The sequence below is a fragment of the Acinetobacter sp. NIPH 817 genome, assembly GCF_000368405.1.
Lineage (GTDB): Bacteria > Pseudomonadota > Gammaproteobacteria > Pseudomonadales > Moraxellaceae > Acinetobacter.
In genome coordinates, this window is record NZ_KB849420.1 from 2,388,423 (window position 1) to 2,403,535 (window position 15,113).

Below are 15,113 nucleotides of genomic sequence, written 5' to 3' on the forward strand. Positions count from 1 at the left end.
ATATAAATGCTGAAAATTGAATTTTCATGTTTTTACAATTTATACCTTCACAACGGACAAAAATGTCCGTTAAATATATAACCTTTGAAACTCCCCAATCGATGACATGAGTAGACGTCAAAAAATTGCTGCCCATAATCGGGATGAATTACTCAATGCAGCCGAAGAATGTTTTCGTATTCATGGTATTAATGTTCCCTTACAAGTTGTAATTGACCACGCTGGTGTCGGCAGAGCAACTTTTTACCGCAACTTTTGTGATCGCAAGGCTTTAATTAGCGCGCTTTTAGAGCGTGCGATTACACAGCTAGAGCAAAAAGCAGCTCATTTTCAACAATTCGAGGACGGTTTATTTCGTTTAATTGAAGGACACATTGGGCAACTTCCCAAGCTCGCAATTTTGCAAGATTTTTGGAGAGTAATTGATCGACAAGACCCAATTATGTTAAAAATTTATGAACGGCGGAATAATGCACTTAACCCACTGATTGAAAATGCGATAGAACAAAAATTATGCCGAGCTGATTTCACTGCTGATGACTATGCAATGGTCACTGCTATGTTGGGTTCTTCATTTCAAGGACATGAACCAGAAGAACAGACTCGCTTAGCAAAACGAGCAATTGAATTACTATTTCATGGTATTCAAGTACAAAAAATTCGAGGGATAGAATGAATAAAACGCCTCGTTATTTAGAAACACCACCCGACTGGACGCCAGAAGAGCAACCGACTCTACCTGGTTCACCGGCAGCTATTGCTCACTCTGTACCTAAGCGATTTATTTACTTTTTTATTGGTTTATTTATCGCGCTTTCGGCAAGCTTAAGTAATGGTTTTATTACGGCAAATTTACCTTTAATTCAAGGTGAATATGGACTAACCCCTTCTGAAGCTGCTTGGCTGCCTGCGGCATATGTCATGGCAAATGTCAGCTCAAACCTGATTTTATTTAAAGCCAGACAACAATATGGTCTGAGAGTATTTTCAGAAATAGGGCTGGTTATTTTTATTGCCGTGCTGGTTTTACATATTTTTGTACATACCTATGAAATGGCTTTATTTGCACGGGTTGTGGCAGGTTTAGCTGGCGCGCCACTGAGCTCATTAGGCATGTATTACACCATGCAAGCCTTTAAAAAAGCAGACATGGCAAAAGGAATATATATCGCTTTCGGCTTTCAACAACTTGGCGTCCCGTTAGCTTGGATTATTTCTCCATTTCTTGTCAGTACAGACAGTTGGTCTGTTCTTTACACCTTTGAGCTTGGTTTAGCACTTTGTTGCTTAGCCATGGTTGTTTCATTGAAATTACCGCGTAGCTTACGAATCTATGTTTTTGAGAAGCAAGATTTCTTTACCTTTGCTTTATTGGCTCCAGGTTTTGCCTGCTTGTGTATTGTGCTCACGCAAGGCCCAATTTTATGGTGGTTTAATAGCGAATGGCTTGCTTACGTCTTAATTGCAGGTTTTAGCTTAGTTGTTTTAGGTTTACTTTATGAACACTATCGCGCCAATCCATTAATTATGACGCGTTGGTTAGGTGCCTCTTCGACCCTACGTTTCATTTTTGGTGCTTTTGCTATTCGACTTTTAATGTCTGAACAAAGCTATGCTGCTGTTAACTTCTTAAAAACAATGGGAATGGGCCCTGACCAATTTGTGCCCCTCTATGTTGTCATATTAGTCGGGATTTTAAGCGGAACACTTTTTAGTGCACTGACTTTTTCACGCGAACGAATTATCTTCCACTTACTTTTTGCAGAGTTCCTCATTCTAGTTGCTTGTGGACTAGATTATCACTTAACCAGTGATGTTCGACCTGTGAATTTCTTTGCAAGTCAGTTTTTAGTCGGTTTTGCTGGTGGTCTATTTATTGGTCCATTACTTCTGATTGGCTTTGCGCAAACACTTGCTAAAGGCCCATCTTATGTAGTGACCTTTATCGTATTATTTTCAGCTACCCAAACTTTCGGTGGTCTTGTTGGGTCTTCTTTCTTCTCGACCTATCAACAACATCGTACGCAAAACTATCAGGCAGAGATTATTAAAGATTTAGAACAAGCAGACCCTCTAGTCGCTCAAAGGCTCTCTACTTATCAACGCAGCGCATCAATCACCACTACTGACCCAGCATTACAAACAGCTCAATCTATGCGTTCACTTAATCAAGTGGTCACTCGTGAAGCCCAGGTTCGTGCCTACAATGACGTTATTGCTTTAAACGGTATTTTTGCCGTCGCACTACTCTTATGGGGTGGATTTAATATTGCACGTAGTAAATATCTACAACGCAGAGGAATTAGCCGTCCTTAATGGCTTTCGTATTTGATGAAATAGAAATTGAGATTGATATATGTCAGATGATCAAAACAAACCGGAACCAACACCAGCTCAGGCACCCGCCAACGAGCCAACACCTGCACCTGCACCTGCACCTGCACCTGCAAGTAAACTGATTCCAACAAAACGCTCAACACTGTTATGGATGTTAGGTGTTCTTATTGTCGGTATTTTAGTGATTTTATGGGCATGGAGAATCGGGCCATTTGCAACGAGTGTTCAGCAAACTGACAATAGTTATGTCAAAGGTAAAACCACGATTTTATCGTCACAAATTAATGGTTACGTTAAAGATGTAGTCGTTAAAGACTTTGATCATGTCAAAAAAGGTCAAGTGCTCATGCATATTGATGCAACCACTTACGACCAAAAAGTAACACAAGCAGCATCAGGTGTTGAGCAAGCTAAAAATACTTTAGCCAATCAAACGCAATCCATTGCCCAAAAACAAGCTGATATTGTTGCAGCGCAAGCTAAAGTGGATCAAGCCAAAGCTCAATACGAACTTTCTTTAGCCCAGCTTAGACGCTATCAACAGCTAGGAAATAGTGGCGCAGCTTCTAAAACTGAGCAAGATAAAGCCGCAGCAGATGCTGAAAATAACCTTGCAGCGCTTAAACAGGCCGAGGCAAATGTGCTAGTTGCAAATGAAGCACTTAAAACAGCACAAGTTGCAAAAACTGGTTTAGAAGCACAAGTTTCAAGTGCTAAAGCACAGTTAGACCAAGCACAAACCACCAAAGACTATAGCGTTATTGTTGCTCCGATGGATGGACAACTTGGTGAAGTTAACCCTCGTGTTGGGCAATATGTAGCAGCAGGCTCACAGTTACTCTACCTCATTCCACAGCAAACTTGGGTGATTGCCAATTTCAAAGAAACCCAAATTGCCAATATGCGAATAGGTCAGAAAGCATGGTTTACAGTCGATGCGATGAAACACAAAAAATTTACAGGACATGTTGAGCAGATCTCACCTGCTGCGGGTTCCGAGTTCAGTGTATTAAAACCTGACAATGCGACAGGTAACTTTACCAAAGTTGTGCAACGAATTGCCGTACGCATTACTATTGATCCAAATCAGGAAGGAATGGAACATTTACGTCCTGGCATGTCAGTGGTTACTTCTGTCGATACTAATTCGTAAACAGCTTTTTAAAGTTCTATCTAAAAAGTTACAATGTGATCAATCATTATTTTCTCAATTTCTAATGTTTGATCACATTGCTCAATCAGTTCCTTATCAACATATTCAACTACCCTATCCACTGCATCTCGACATTAAGCGGTTAGATTTAATTCACCCTCAAATTTCGGGTAATAAGTTTTTCAAACTAAAATACAATCTGCTTGCCGCAAAACAACAAGCATTATCAGGCGTTTTGACTTTTGGTGGGGCTTATTCAAACCATATTGCCGCAACTGCGTATGCAGCTCATCTTTTCGGCTTTAAAAGTGTAGGCATTATTCGTGGGGAAGAATTAGCAACCCAGCCTCTTAACCCAACCTTGGCAAAAGCTCAAAGTTTAGGAATGCATCTACATTTTGTCTCGCGCACTGAATATCGCTTGAGGGATGACGCAAACTACCTTCAACAATTACACAATCAATTTCCTGAAACTTTCATTATTCCTGAAGGTGGTTCTAATGAGCTAGCAGTACAAGGATGTCAGGAAATTCTCAGTCAAAGCGATTTACAAAACTATGATGTCATTTGCTGTGCAGTTGGAACTGGAGGAACGGTTTCAGGACTCATTGAACGAAGCACACCGCATCAAAAGGTTCTAGGATTTTCAGCATTAAAAGGCGACTTTCTACAACAAGATATTATGCAGTGGACTAAAAAACAGAATTGGTCGCTGACAGATGCTTATTGCTGCGGTGGTTATGCGAAAACTTCATCTGATTTACTGGCATTTATAGAAAATTTCGAAGAACAATACGCTGTACCCCTTGAACCGATCTATACGGGAAAAATGATGTTCGGTCTGTTTGACCTTATCAAAAACAATTACTTCTCTGCAGGAACTCGTATTCTGGCAATTCATTCTGGTGGTTTACAGGCAGATATAAGAAATAAACCAAGCTACTGACTCACAAATATTTAGGGAGCCTTATTCACCAGAGCTGTAAATGTCTTTAGCATGACTAAGGCTCGGCATGATAGTATATGCCCCTTTTTAATTTTCAAGATTAATCGAGAATCTCTTATGTCTAACAGTCATGTCGATGTCATTGTCTTAGGTGCAGGTGCTTCTGGACTCATGTTGGCTGCACATGCTGCTAAACGCGGACGCTCGGTTTTAATTTTAGAAAAAGCCAATAAAATTGGTAAAAAGATTTTAATGTCAGGTGGTGGTAAGTGTAACTTTACCAATCTGTATGTCGAACCTGATAACTATATTTCTCATAATCCACACTTCGTTATTTCTGCCTTGTCACGCTATAGCAACTGGGACTTTATCGGTTTGGTATGTGACTACAAAATTGCCTATGAAGAACGTAAACATGGACAATTATTTACACTAAACGGCGCTAAAGAAATTTTAGAAATGCTTGTGAGCGAGTGTAATAAAACCCAAAATGTGGATATTCAAACCCATTGCGAAGTTGGCCAAATTACGCCCTTAGAAAAAGGTGGGTTTTCACTAAACACCAATCAAGGACATTACACTTGTGATTCTTTAGTTATTGCTACAGGCGGCTTATCCATTCCGACTTTGGGTGGTTCTGGATTTGGCTATGAACTAGCACAAAAATTTGGACATCAAGTTTTCCCAACCCGTGCTGGTTTAGTTCCATTTACTTTTTCAGATCACATTAAAGAAGTAACCACACGTTTAAGTGGTAATGCTTTGGATGTGACGTTAAGTAACTCAAAAAATAGCTTTACTGAAGCGTTATTATTTACCCACCGTGGCTTGAGTGGGCCAAGTTCTTTGCAGCTTTCAAACTATTGGAACTCAGGAGAAAGTTTTAAAATTGACTTCTTCCCTAGCCAAGATTTAGCGACCTATTTAAAAGATAAAAAGAAAGCACAGCCAAAAGTTTTATTACGTACCCTTCTTAATGAGTTTACTGCCAAAAGTATTATCCAAGAATTACAACAACTCATATGGCCAGAACAGAGCGAAACAGCGATTGGCAATATCAGTGATGCACAGCTAGATCATATTGCCGAGCAGCTACATGGCTTTGCAGTTAAACCATCTGGCACAGAAGGATATCGTACCGCTGAAGTTACTTTAGGCGGAATAGATACAACAGAAGTATCTTCTAAGACCATGGAGAGTAAAAAGCAGAAAGGACTGTTTTTTGTTGGCGAGGTACTCGATGTCACTGGACATTTAGGGGGCTACAACTTCCAGTGGGCATGGTCTTCTGCCTATGCTGCTGCCCAATATGTATAAACTAATTTGAGTTTTTCGAACTACTTGATGCGTTCGATGAATCTTGTGGCTGAGAAGTAGTCTGTTTTGAGCTTTCCGACTTACTAAATACAAATTTATAAGCACTTGCTAAAAACCCTACCGTAATTCCGGCAATGACAATCGGTGCTAAAAAACGACCTGGTTTCTTCATCGTATTTTCCTCACTTATTTGTTTTTATAACGGCCAAAAAAGAACGACCACTCGGTATAGAGTGGTCGAACTTATCACAAAAATCAAAGATTTTTTGTACTGTTTATCTGAAATTTAATTTAATTCCCTTAAATTTCATCATTTTCGCCTGTTGACCCAAACGGTTTATTCACTGGCGGTTGTGCTGGATTCACCTGTACAGAATCCGCTGGTTTTGCATCAGATGGAGCTGTTGATGGTGGCGTTGTTGGTGTAGATGGACTTGTTGACGTAGTTGTAGCTGGAGTTGAACTACTCGTACTTGAAGGCGGTTGATAAAGAGGATTTGGTTGATTCGCTTCTTTTTTCGCTTTATCAAGTAAATCAGTTAAAAGTCGTTCTGCTGGTTGGCGACCACCTAAACCGAATGCAAGAGCGAAAGCTACGGCAACCGCGCCTAGAGTCAAACCAAATGCAAGGTTAACAATTGAATCTGCAATACCCATTGCTCTTAAACCAAGCGCAAGTACCAGACCAATAATTAAAACACGAACTAAACTAGCTAACCAACGCGAACTATTATATTCACCACGTTGCACCACATTCGCTACAACATTCGCTAGCCAGAAACCAATTACTAAAATTACAGCACCCAATAGAATGTTTGCACCGAAATGGATAAACATTGCAATTAGACCACTGATTTGATCGAAACCAAGACGGTCCGCTGCTTCAGATACTGCAAACAGCATAGTAAAGAATACAATTAGCCAGCCAACTGCATTAGAAACTTTAGTTTGACCTAAAAAGCGTTGTACATCTAATTTTGCAGGAATTTCATCAACACCTGTACCTGCAATGAGTTCAGCTACTAAGCGGCCAACAAAACGAGAAACAATATAAGCAACCAGTAAAATTAAACCAGCCGCAATAATGTTTGGAATTGCTTGCAAGATTTCATTTAGCATTGCTGTCGCAGGTTGAGAAATTGTCTCAATACCTAACGCTTCGAACGCTACAATTAATGTAGTAATAATGATGATGGCAAAAACAAATGAACCTAAGAATTTGCCTACATTAGAGCTTTTGAAAAGACCAATTTTTTCAGCTTGAGCCTGAACACCTAAGCTATTTACTAGACCTTCAACAATACCGCGTACAATTTTTGCCAAGATATAACCAACAAAAACGATAACGCCCGCAATAAAGATATTTGGTAAGAAAGCTACGGCATCATTTACCATATTTTGAACTGGAATGAGTAAGCCTGTAAGTCCTAATATTGACAGAACAATCGGAAGGAAAAGTAACAATACAAGCCAGTAAAGAATTTCACCAATGTTCTGGCTAATTCCACCTACACCCACTTCACTGCTTAACTTATCATCGAGTTGGGTTCTGGATAAAACATTGGTAATGCCTGCCCGCACCAGTCGAGCAACGATCCAACCAATAAAACCCACCACCACAGCAGCAATAATATTTGGAATGTAGACCAGTACCTGATTCACCATATTGCTGAATGGGCCACTCACTCCACTAATGTTGAGCACATTTAGAGCCGCTACAACAGCTAAAATCAGAATAAACCAGAATACAACCTTGGAGATCAGACCTTCAATATTTGGCGCTCGACCAGTAGCAGAAGATAGTTTGGCATTGGTATTTACTTTTTGTAGAAGCTTTTTCACACCGGCTGCTACTAATAAAGCAATTATCCAACCAACCAATAAGATCACTACTGCAGCCAGGATAGGATGAAACTGATCCCAGTAATACATCGCATCAAATTGAGCGCCGCGAGGCCCATCAAAAAATTCATTCATATTGTTATGTCCTCAATTGTTATGTTCTTTTCAGTGTTATCTCTAGGAAACACCATTCGTTGTAAAAAATGACGATGAATGCGGTCTATCTCACATTATGTTTTGAATATTTTCTAATCAACACACTTCTGCACAAATACAACAAATTGATGCAAAAGGTTGCAAAAAAGCCTTCAGGTTTACACCTAAAGGCTTGATATCAAGTTAAACTGATTCGCTTATTACCCCTCATAGGTCTTTAAATTCAAATCAGAACTACCTTTAATTACATGTGGCGTAGTCTCATTTTGAAAAGCTCCTTCTTCTTTAGGAGTCTGGCTGTGGTCAGCAACCATATAAACAATAAGCGCAATAAGAAAAAGCCCAACAATAATTAAAATGTAAACTGGCAATCTTCTTTTTTTCGCAGTTTCTTCAGGACTCGTCACATGAGGTGGTTTTGAAAAGTCATGCATCTTCTTTCCCCTCTTCTATTATCATTAACTTTATATTCATCATAGCAATTCGCTTTGTTGCATTGTGTGAAAAAGCATTACTCTAAGGTGTCTGTAGTTGCAAAACTCTACTTTTAAAATAATAAAAATAGTATAAAATTTGCACACCTTAATTTAGACAATTAAAAATAATTTCTCGTTATTCACGAACTTCTTCTATTCCCCATTTGTAATACAATATGTTTTAGCGCTTACTTTTTATAAAATAGGCTATAATAAGCCCCCTTGTTTTAAAGCTGCTCTATTTTATGATGTATCGTCAGCAAAACGTAACTCTTGATCTCGACACTGACGTCACACATCAATGTTATATACACCAGACGAGAGATGAACATCTCATTGGTATTATTGAATTTAATAAACCAAGTTATGAACTCAAATGGGGTGATCTGGAGTATTTTCGTCGTCGTACGGAAGAGTTTTCAGTGATGCCATTTCCTGACTGCATTAACGCCATGATTGTTGATATTCGTAATATCAATATTTTTCTGGACAATGAAGTTCCAATTTTACCTTGGCGTTTACTTGAAGAAGACTGCCCTGTTCGCTTAGTTGTTCCTCAAGATCGTTTAGAACATTATGCAGGCCTTTTTGAACCGACTTGGCTTTCAAGCGATGTAGACAGTGCAATTGCAGAAATTCGTGAATTTATGGATATGTTTGTCCATTAATAAACATATCCATAAAAATAATTTTAAAGTTCTTTTAATTGTTGTTTGTTACCAGTAATTTTCTACTGCAATATTTCCCTCACCTCGACGATTCATCGTCAAACCACGGCGCTTTAAAGCATCTTTCGTGTCATCTACCATTTCTGGGTTTCCACAAAGCATGACATGGCTTGTTGCAGGGCTCAGTTCTATACCAGCAACTTCTTCTAATTCACCGTTCTCAATCAAAACTGGTAAACGATCATGTAACTGTGCTGATGGGTCACGAGTGATAATTGAAATAAATTTAAAACCGATGTGCCCTTCCCCAAAAGTTTCAGCAATTTCTTGAATACGATCGACATAAGCTAATTCAGCTGCGGTACGGACACTGTAGACCAGATTAATCTTTTGATATTTAGACCATGTATCGAAATCTTGTAGCATCGACAAAAACGGCGCTAAACCCGTACCCGTTGCCAATAACCATAAATCGTGCGGTAAAGGTTGTTGATAGCGAGCTAGAGTAAGATAACCATAAGGGATTTTTTCTAAGTAAAGCTCATCACCCACCTTCAAATGTTGAAGATTAGAGGTAAATGCACCGTCAGGCACTACAATCGAGAAAAATTCTAGCGTTTCATCAAATGGAGACGACACCACTGAATAGGCACGAACAACCAGTTCATCTCCAACTTTCAGTCCAATACGCGCAAATTGACCAGCCGTAAATTTAAAATGTGCAGGGCGAGTCATGGTGAAACTAAAAAGAGTTGGCGTCCAGCGGTGTACAGATAAAACTTTTTCTACGCTAAATTTTTCAATTGACATGATTTCAACGTGGCATGAAATAGTGCGCTCATGTTAGCATGACAGCCGAAATAATGAATACTTTTAAACGTTAAGGCTTTTTAAACATGCGCATGACATTACGCCAGTTGGCTGTTTTTGTAGCAGTCGCTCAAGAAGGAACTGTCACCAAAGCCAGTGATGCGGTCAGACTGACGCAAAGTGCAGCAAGTATGGCTTTAGCCGATTTAGAGGATGGTCTTGGTGCCCCTCTATTTGATCGTTTAGGTAAACGACTACAACTCAATGATCTTGGTCGGTTTTTATTGCCTCAAGCGCTAGAAATATTAGGTCGCTGTGAAGCTTTTGAGCAAGCTGCAAAAGGTGAGTTACAAAGCATTGATTTACGTATTGGGGCAACTCTAACGATCAGTGATTATCTCATGCCAGATTTAATGGCGAACTTTTTACAGTATCATCCCAAAGCCCACCTACAATTACAGGTAGGCAACACACGCCAAATGATTGAAGCAGTCAATCAGTTTCAGCTTGATTTGGCATTAATTGAAGGCTCATGTCACCTGCCTCAACTTCAATGTATTCACTGGCGAGATGATGAGCTTGCAGTATGTTGCTCCCCTAATCACCCTCTAGCACGTTTAAATCGACCTTTAACAGCAAATGATTTTTATCAAGTTGAATGGATTTTACGTGAGGAAGGTTCGGGAACTCGTGAAGTGTTTGATAATGCTATTTTGCAAGATCTCCCAGATGCCAATATTCGCCTAACCCTAGGTCACAATGAAGCAATCTTGAAAATTGTTGCTGGTGGTTTAGGAATGTCTTGTATCTCTAAACTCGCTATTGAGCCTTTAATTGAAAAAGGACAATTAGTGATTTTAGAAACACCATTCTGGCAACTTACTCGCCCACTTTATATGTTGGTACACCGTCAAAAATACCAAGGCCCTGGTCTTAAAGCATTCTTGCAATTCTGTGAAGATCAAGTTTAAGACCTGATCTTCTAGTACCGTCTTGAGTCATTCTCACATGGCTCACCATTTTATTATTTATTAGTTAAGACAATTAAGGGAAGCCAATACCTCCCTTAATTTTGCATTACTTATTCAAAACGTTATCAATAATCATCTCTGTCCGTCACGGCTAAACTCGGCAACAAGCTAGCCTTGAAGATTGAGAATCTATTAACGTCGAAAATGTGATAACAACTCTGACGTAATCGCTTTATTATGATCAGCGATTTTATTCTTTTTTGTTTTAGCCGGATTAGGATCAATACGCTCGATCTTGATAGCCTTAAATTTCCCCTGATTATCTGCGGCAAGAAATCTCACTTTTTCATTTCTTTTTGGCTCACCTTCGGATGCAGGGAAATCAGAAATATGAAAGAAAATATCTCCTTCAGTAGTCGAAATAAAACCAAATCCTTTATCAGGATCATATTGTTTAACTTTTCCGGTATAAAATTCTTGCTTCATGATCTTTACCTTACTTTTTCAATACTGTCATTACAGCAGAAAATTAAAAAGAGACTTTCAATCCGCCCTCAAAACTTTACGGTTTGATTAAGTCTCTTTTATCGTTATTTCAAAAATTAGTCTTTTTGGACACTACCAAAAATTTTATCGCCCGCATCACCTAAACCAGGAACAATATAACCTTGTTCATTTAAGCCATTATCAATAGATGCTGTATAAATCTGTACATCTGGATGAGCTGCTTCAACTTTAGCAACACCTTCCGGAGCAGCAACTAATACCATAACACGTATATCTTTACAGCCACTCGCCTTTAATACATCAATCGCAGCAACTAATGAATTACCTGTTGCCAACATTGGATCGATAATCATTGCAAGACGATTAGCGACATCTGGAACTAGTTTTTTATAATAAGTGCGAACTTCTAGTGTTTCTTCATTACGTTCAAGACCTAAAACACTTACTTTTGCACTTGGAATCAGATTAAGTACACCATCCAGCATACCAATTCCTGCACGTAGAATCGGTACAATCGTTATTTTTTTACCAGCAATACGCTGTGTAGTAACAGTTCCAGCCCATCCAGCAATTTCACAATCCACCACTGGTAAATCTTTTGTTGCTTCATACGTCAACAACATAGTCACTTCCTGAGCAAGCTCACGAAAATTCTTAGTACTGATGTCAGAACGACGCAACAAACCTAATTTATGACGAATAAGTGGGTGACGAATTTCTTGAATGGCCACAGATGTTACCTAAAAATATAAAAACGTATTTATTATAATCTTTTTTTAATGCTCAATAAAAAAAAGCCTCCAGATTTGGAGGCTTTTTTGTACACTAGAATTAGTGTTGTTGTGAAAGCATGAAATGTAATGGAGATAAAATTTCTGCTTTTAATGCTAAATTAATCATTGGATCTGGATATACACCCAAAATAATAACTAATGCAGCAGCAGCTAATACCATTAAACCACCTACTTTTTGACCCCAATGAGCGTCTGCATCAATACGAGGAGTTTCTGGTGGTGTCATATACATTACAACCATCACACGTAAGTAATAGTACAAACCAATACCACTACCCACAATAATCATTGCAGCCAAGAACCAGTGTTGAGTTGTTACAGCAGCCATTACAACCAAGAACTTACCAATGAAGCCTGCTGTTAATGGAATACCAGCCAAAGATAACATCATGACTGTTAAAGTTGCTGTAAGTACTGGACGACGCCAGAACAAACCACGGTAGTCTGCAAGACTTTGTGCTTCATCTACGTTGTTATATGGGCTAGACATTAACGCTACAGCACCAAAAGCACCGATAGTTGTTAATACGTAAGACACCACATATACAGTTACGCTACCCAAGCTCGCATAAGTCATGCTAATTAAAGCAATTAACAAATAACCAAAATGAGCAATAGATGAATAACCGAGAATACGTTTTAAGTTAACTTGACGAACAGCGAGCAAGTTACCAACTAAAATCGACAATACTGCAATGATTGTCAAAATAGTAACTAACGAGTCCACCATAATTGCGCCTGAAGCAAGCATATAGCGCACGAACAAACCAATGGTTGCAACTTTAGCAGCAGTCGCCAAGAAAGTTGCCATTGGCGCTGGCGCACCTGCATATACATCTGGTGTCCATTTATGGAACGGCGCAAGCGATAATTTAAACGCAACAGCAAAGATAATCAGTGCTAAACCTAATAACACCATTGGCTGTTTGATTGCGCCAAATAAAGCCTGTACAGAATCATAGAATGAAAGTGAACCAGTATATGCATAGATATATGCCATACCCATCAACAACATTGCAGAAGCTGTCGCTGAAAGTACAAGATATTTAATACCAGCTTCAAGTGAACTACTACGTTGATAAGTATAAGCAAGTAAGCCGTATACAGGGATCGACATTAACTCGAGGCTAATGAAGAACGATGCATAGTGAGAACTTGCAACCATCAACATTGCACCTGCTACCGAAGCAAGTAACAAAAGATAGAGTTCTTCGCGGTTATCTTTATAGGTTTCGATGTAAGCGTGAGACAAAGTACAACAAGCCAAAGCTGCAATCAAAATCATAAATTGATAGAACATGGTAAATGGATCAACCATAAACATGCCCATCACATTTGCCGGTACAAACTTACCGCCAAATACCGCAAATAAAATATAAAGTGCAGCGAGGTTTAAACCAACAACAGAAGCTGTTGCGATTAAATTATGATTACGCTTAATTGAAATTAACAGCATGACGACGATTGTTGTTAAAGCAACAATCATCACCGGAGCTAAAGGCATAAGTGTAGCGAATGATACTGTGAAGTTCATGATTATTGGATCTCCACATGGTCAAGTTGAGTAGCTGTTTGCTGAACAGTGTCAACGACTTCTTGAACTGGCACATAACTATTAACGAACCACTGCATGCTTGAATGAGATACATCCAAGAATGTTTGTGGGTAGATACCAAGCCAAACGAGACCAATCGCACAAATCATCAAAATACCAACTTCACGAGCAGATAAGTCTTTTAGTGGACTAGTGTAGTGTTGCTTTTGTTCAGGATTTGGTTCACCAAACAAAGCGCGGTGAATCAAAATCAAGCCGTATAAGCCTGCAAATACAAGGCTGATAGAAGCAAGAATCGTGAATACAGGATATTTATTAAATGAACCCATCAAAATCAGGAATTCACCAATAAAGTTACCTAAACCTGGCACACCAACAAGAGCAGCAACGAAGAACATCAAGAAAAATGGCAAGTACTGAAGCTGGCCACGAAGACCACCCATTAAACGCAAGTCACGTGTATGTAAACGTTCGTAGATTTGACCAGACATAATGAACAATGCAGCTGATGACAAACCATGTGCCAACATCATGATCATTAAACCTTGGAAGGTCAAAATGTTACCTGCGTAGATCGCAAGTAAAATAAAGCCCATGTGTGAAATTGACGTATACGCAAGTAAACGTTTCATGTCAGTTTGCTGATAAGCACACCATGCGCCGTAGAAAATACCAATCAAACCGAAAATAATCGCAATGTCTGCAAACTGAGCAGAAGCTGTCGGGAAGAATGGAATAACGAAACGAAGCAAGCCATACGCAGCTGTTTTAATCAAGATACCCGCTAAGTCTACAGAACCTGCTGTAGGTGCTTGAGCGTGCGCATCTGGTAACCAACCGTGTAATGGAAACACTGGTAACTTCACGGCAAAACCGATGAAGAAACAGATCATGAAACCGTACGCTAAGCCAGGCGGTAAGTGGTTAGCTACAGCTAATAAATAGTTGTAATCGAAACCGATCATTCCGGTCATCATGTAGCCATAAACTACAAGACCAAGAATACCGATTAACATCACTAAACCAGCGATTTGCGTGTAAAGGAAGAACTTAGTAGCTGCGTAAACACGTGAACGACCGTTTGAACCTTTATGACCCCATAACGCAATCAGGAAGTAGATTGGTACAAGCATCATCTCCCAGAAGAAGAAGAACAAGAACAGGTCAATCGCTAAGAATACACCGATAACGCCACCTAAACTCCATAAAAGGTTTAAGTGGAAGAAACCAACGTTCTTTTGAATTTCGCCCCATGAACAACCAACAGCAAGTACACCAAGTAACGCTGTTAATAACACCATGAGTAAAGATAAGCCATCCACAGCTAAGTGAATGCCGATACCGAGTGATTGAATCCACGGTAAATAGAACTCAGCAGACCAAGTTGGGATTTTTGAACCCATCTCATAGCTATAAGTTCCATTTTGCCAAAGTGCAAGACCTAAGCCCAAAGTAATGAGCATACCAATTAAGGCAATCCAGCGTGGCAAGGTTTTGTCGAGCTTATCGACTAACCAACAAATAAAACCAGCAATGAACGGAACAAGGATCAGCGCGGGTAAAATTAAATTGTTTTCCATT

Annotated in this window: 15 protein-coding genes; 7 read left to right on the top strand and 8 right to left on the bottom strand. The window is 39.4% G+C overall.

Annotated features, from left to right (window positions below):
* Positions 1-106: 106 nt before the first annotated feature.
* The 5 genes from F968_RS14925 (at position 107) to F968_RS14945 (ending at position 5,753) form a co-directional block, all read left to right on the top strand.
* Complete coding sequence (locus tag F968_RS14925) at positions 107-676, top strand: TetR/AcrR family transcriptional regulator (protein ID WP_004794288.1); 570 nt, start codon at positions 107-109, stop codon at positions 674-676.
* Positions 673-2,316 carry an MFS transporter gene (locus F968_RS14930; RefSeq protein ID WP_004794290.1) on the top strand — a complete coding sequence of 548 codons (1,644 nt, stop codon included), beginning with the start codon at positions 673-675 and terminating at the stop codon, positions 2,314-2,316. The genes F968_RS14925 and F968_RS14930 overlap by 4 nt, the downstream gene beginning before the upstream one ends.
* Before the next feature lie 40 nt (positions 2,317-2,356).
* A complete protein-coding gene (locus F968_RS14935) occupies positions 2,357-3,490 on the top strand; it encodes an HlyD family secretion protein (protein ID WP_004794291.1) in 1,134 nt (377 codons plus the stop codon).
* A gap of 64 nt (positions 3,491-3,554) precedes the next feature.
* The gene (locus F968_RS14940) at positions 3,555-4,436 is read left to right on the top strand and encodes a 1-aminocyclopropane-1-carboxylate deaminase/D-cysteine desulfhydrase (RefSeq protein WP_004794293.1); all 882 of its coding nucleotides are present in this window, start codon (positions 3,555-3,557) and stop codon (positions 4,434-4,436) included.
* 117 nt (positions 4,437-4,553) lie between these two features.
* Positions 4,554-5,753, top strand: a complete 1,200-nt coding sequence (locus tag F968_RS14945; protein WP_004794294.1) for a BaiN/RdsA family NAD(P)/FAD-dependent oxidoreductase — start codon at positions 4,554-4,556, stop codon at positions 5,751-5,753.
* A 1-nt stretch (position 5,754) separates the two neighbouring features.
* Here F968_RS14945 and F968_RS19945 read toward each other — a convergent pair whose 3' ends face one another.
* From F968_RS19945 to F968_RS14955, 3 genes are all read right to left on the bottom strand, one after another.
* Positions 5,755-5,925, bottom strand: coding sequence for a hypothetical protein (locus F968_RS19945; RefSeq protein ID WP_004794296.1), 171 nt, complete (start codon positions 5,923-5,925; stop codon positions 5,755-5,757).
* Positions 5,926-6,053: 128 nt separating this feature from the next.
* Positions 6,054-7,730 (bottom strand): mechanosensitive ion channel, encoded by a 1,677-nt coding sequence (locus F968_RS14950; RefSeq protein WP_004794297.1) that lies wholly within the window; start codon positions 7,728-7,730, stop codon positions 6,054-6,056.
* A 221-nt stretch (positions 7,731-7,951) separates the two neighbouring features.
* Positions 7,952-8,185 (bottom strand): hypothetical protein, encoded by a 234-nt coding sequence (locus tag F968_RS14955; RefSeq protein ID WP_004794299.1) that lies wholly within the window; start codon positions 8,183-8,185, stop codon positions 7,952-7,954.
* Positions 8,186-8,475: 290 nt separating this feature from the next.
* On the opposite strand from F968_RS14955, the gene F968_RS14960 reads away from it, so the two are divergent.
* The gene (locus F968_RS14960) at positions 8,476-8,895 is read left to right on the top strand and encodes a hypothetical protein (protein ID WP_171065174.1); all 420 of its coding nucleotides are present in this window, start codon (positions 8,476-8,478) and stop codon (positions 8,893-8,895) included.
* Between the two features lie 48 nt (positions 8,896-8,943).
* On the opposite strand, the gene F968_RS14965 is transcribed toward F968_RS14960, so the two are convergent.
* A complete protein-coding gene (locus F968_RS14965) occupies positions 8,944-9,705 on the bottom strand; it encodes a ferredoxin--NADP reductase (protein ID WP_004794304.1) in 762 nt (253 codons plus the stop codon).
* An 86-nt stretch (positions 9,706-9,791) separates the two neighbouring features.
* Here F968_RS14965 and gigC point away from each other — a divergent pair, with 86 nt between their 5' ends.
* Positions 9,792-10,676 (top strand): LysR family transcriptional regulator GigC, encoded by an 885-nt coding sequence (gigC, locus tag F968_RS14970; protein WP_004794306.1) that lies wholly within the window; start codon positions 9,792-9,794, stop codon positions 10,674-10,676.
* A gap of 192 nt (positions 10,677-10,868) precedes the next feature.
* On the opposite strand, the gene F968_RS14975 is transcribed toward gigC, so the two are convergent.
* The 4 genes from F968_RS14975 to nuoM form a co-directional block, all read right to left on the bottom strand.
* Positions 10,869-11,162 carry a cold shock domain-containing protein gene (locus F968_RS14975; RefSeq protein ID WP_004794308.1) on the bottom strand — a complete coding sequence of 98 codons (294 nt, stop codon included), beginning with the start codon at positions 11,160-11,162 and terminating at the stop codon, positions 10,869-10,871.
* Between the two features lie 116 nt (positions 11,163-11,278).
* The gene (gene upp / locus F968_RS14980; protein ID WP_004794310.1) at positions 11,279-11,914 is read right to left on the bottom strand and encodes a uracil phosphoribosyltransferase; all 636 of its coding nucleotides are present in this window, start codon (positions 11,912-11,914) and stop codon (positions 11,279-11,281) included.
* A 100-nt stretch (positions 11,915-12,014) separates the two neighbouring features.
* Positions 12,015-13,511, bottom strand: a complete 1,497-nt coding sequence (gene nuoN, locus F968_RS14985) for an NADH-quinone oxidoreductase subunit NuoN (protein WP_004794312.1) — start codon at positions 13,509-13,511, stop codon at positions 12,015-12,017.
* Between the two features lie 2 nt (positions 13,512-13,513).
* Complete coding sequence (nuoM, locus tag F968_RS14990) at positions 13,514-15,112, bottom strand: NADH-quinone oxidoreductase subunit M (RefSeq protein ID WP_004794314.1); 1,599 nt, start codon at positions 15,110-15,112, stop codon at positions 13,514-13,516.
* Between the last annotated feature and the right edge of the window lies 1 nt (position 15,113).

Excerpts from the sequence above, each read along its gene's own strand:
- F968_RS14960 (WP_171065174.1), top strand. The coding sequence starts at position 8,476 with ATGTATCGTCAGCAAAACGTAACTCTTGATCTCGACACTGACGTCACA.
- F968_RS14935 (WP_004794291.1), top strand. The coding sequence starts at position 2,357 with ATGTCAGATGATCAAAACAAACCGGAACCAACACCAGCTCAGGCACCC.
- F968_RS19945 (WP_004794296.1), bottom strand. The coding sequence starts at position 5,925 with ATGAAGAAACCAGGTCGTTTTTTAGCACCGATTGTCATTGCCGGAATT.
- nuoN (WP_004794312.1), bottom strand. The coding sequence starts at position 13,511 with ATGAACTTCACAGTATCATTCGCTACACTTATGCCTTTAGCTCCGGTG.
- F968_RS14945 (WP_004794294.1), top strand. The coding sequence starts at position 4,554 with ATGTCTAACAGTCATGTCGATGTCATTGTCTTAGGTGCAGGTGCTTCT.
- F968_RS14965 (WP_004794304.1), bottom strand. The coding sequence starts at position 9,705 with ATGTCAATTGAAAAATTTAGCGTAGAAAAAGTTTTATCTGTACACCGC.
- nuoM (WP_004794314.1), bottom strand. The coding sequence starts at position 15,112 with ATGGAAAACAATTTAATTTTACCCGCGCTGATCCTTGTTCCGTTCATT.
- F968_RS14950 (WP_004794297.1), bottom strand. The coding sequence starts at position 7,730 with ATGAATGAATTTTTTGATGGGCCTCGCGGCGCTCAATTTGATGCGATG.
- F968_RS14955 (WP_004794299.1), bottom strand. The coding sequence starts at position 8,185 with ATGCATGACTTTTCAAAACCACCTCATGTGACGAGTCCTGAAGAAACT.
- F968_RS14925 (WP_004794288.1), top strand. The coding sequence starts at position 107 with ATGAGTAGACGTCAAAAAATTGCTGCCCATAATCGGGATGAATTACTC.
- F968_RS14930 (WP_004794290.1), top strand. The coding sequence starts at position 673 with ATGAATAAAACGCCTCGTTATTTAGAAACACCACCCGACTGGACGCCA.
- gigC (WP_004794306.1), top strand. The coding sequence starts at position 9,792 with ATGCGCATGACATTACGCCAGTTGGCTGTTTTTGTAGCAGTCGCTCAA.
- F968_RS14975 (WP_004794308.1), bottom strand. The coding sequence starts at position 11,162 with ATGAAGCAAGAATTTTATACCGGAAAAGTTAAACAATATGATCCTGAT.
- F968_RS14940 (WP_004794293.1), top strand. The coding sequence starts at position 3,555 with ATGTTTGATCACATTGCTCAATCAGTTCCTTATCAACATATTCAACTA.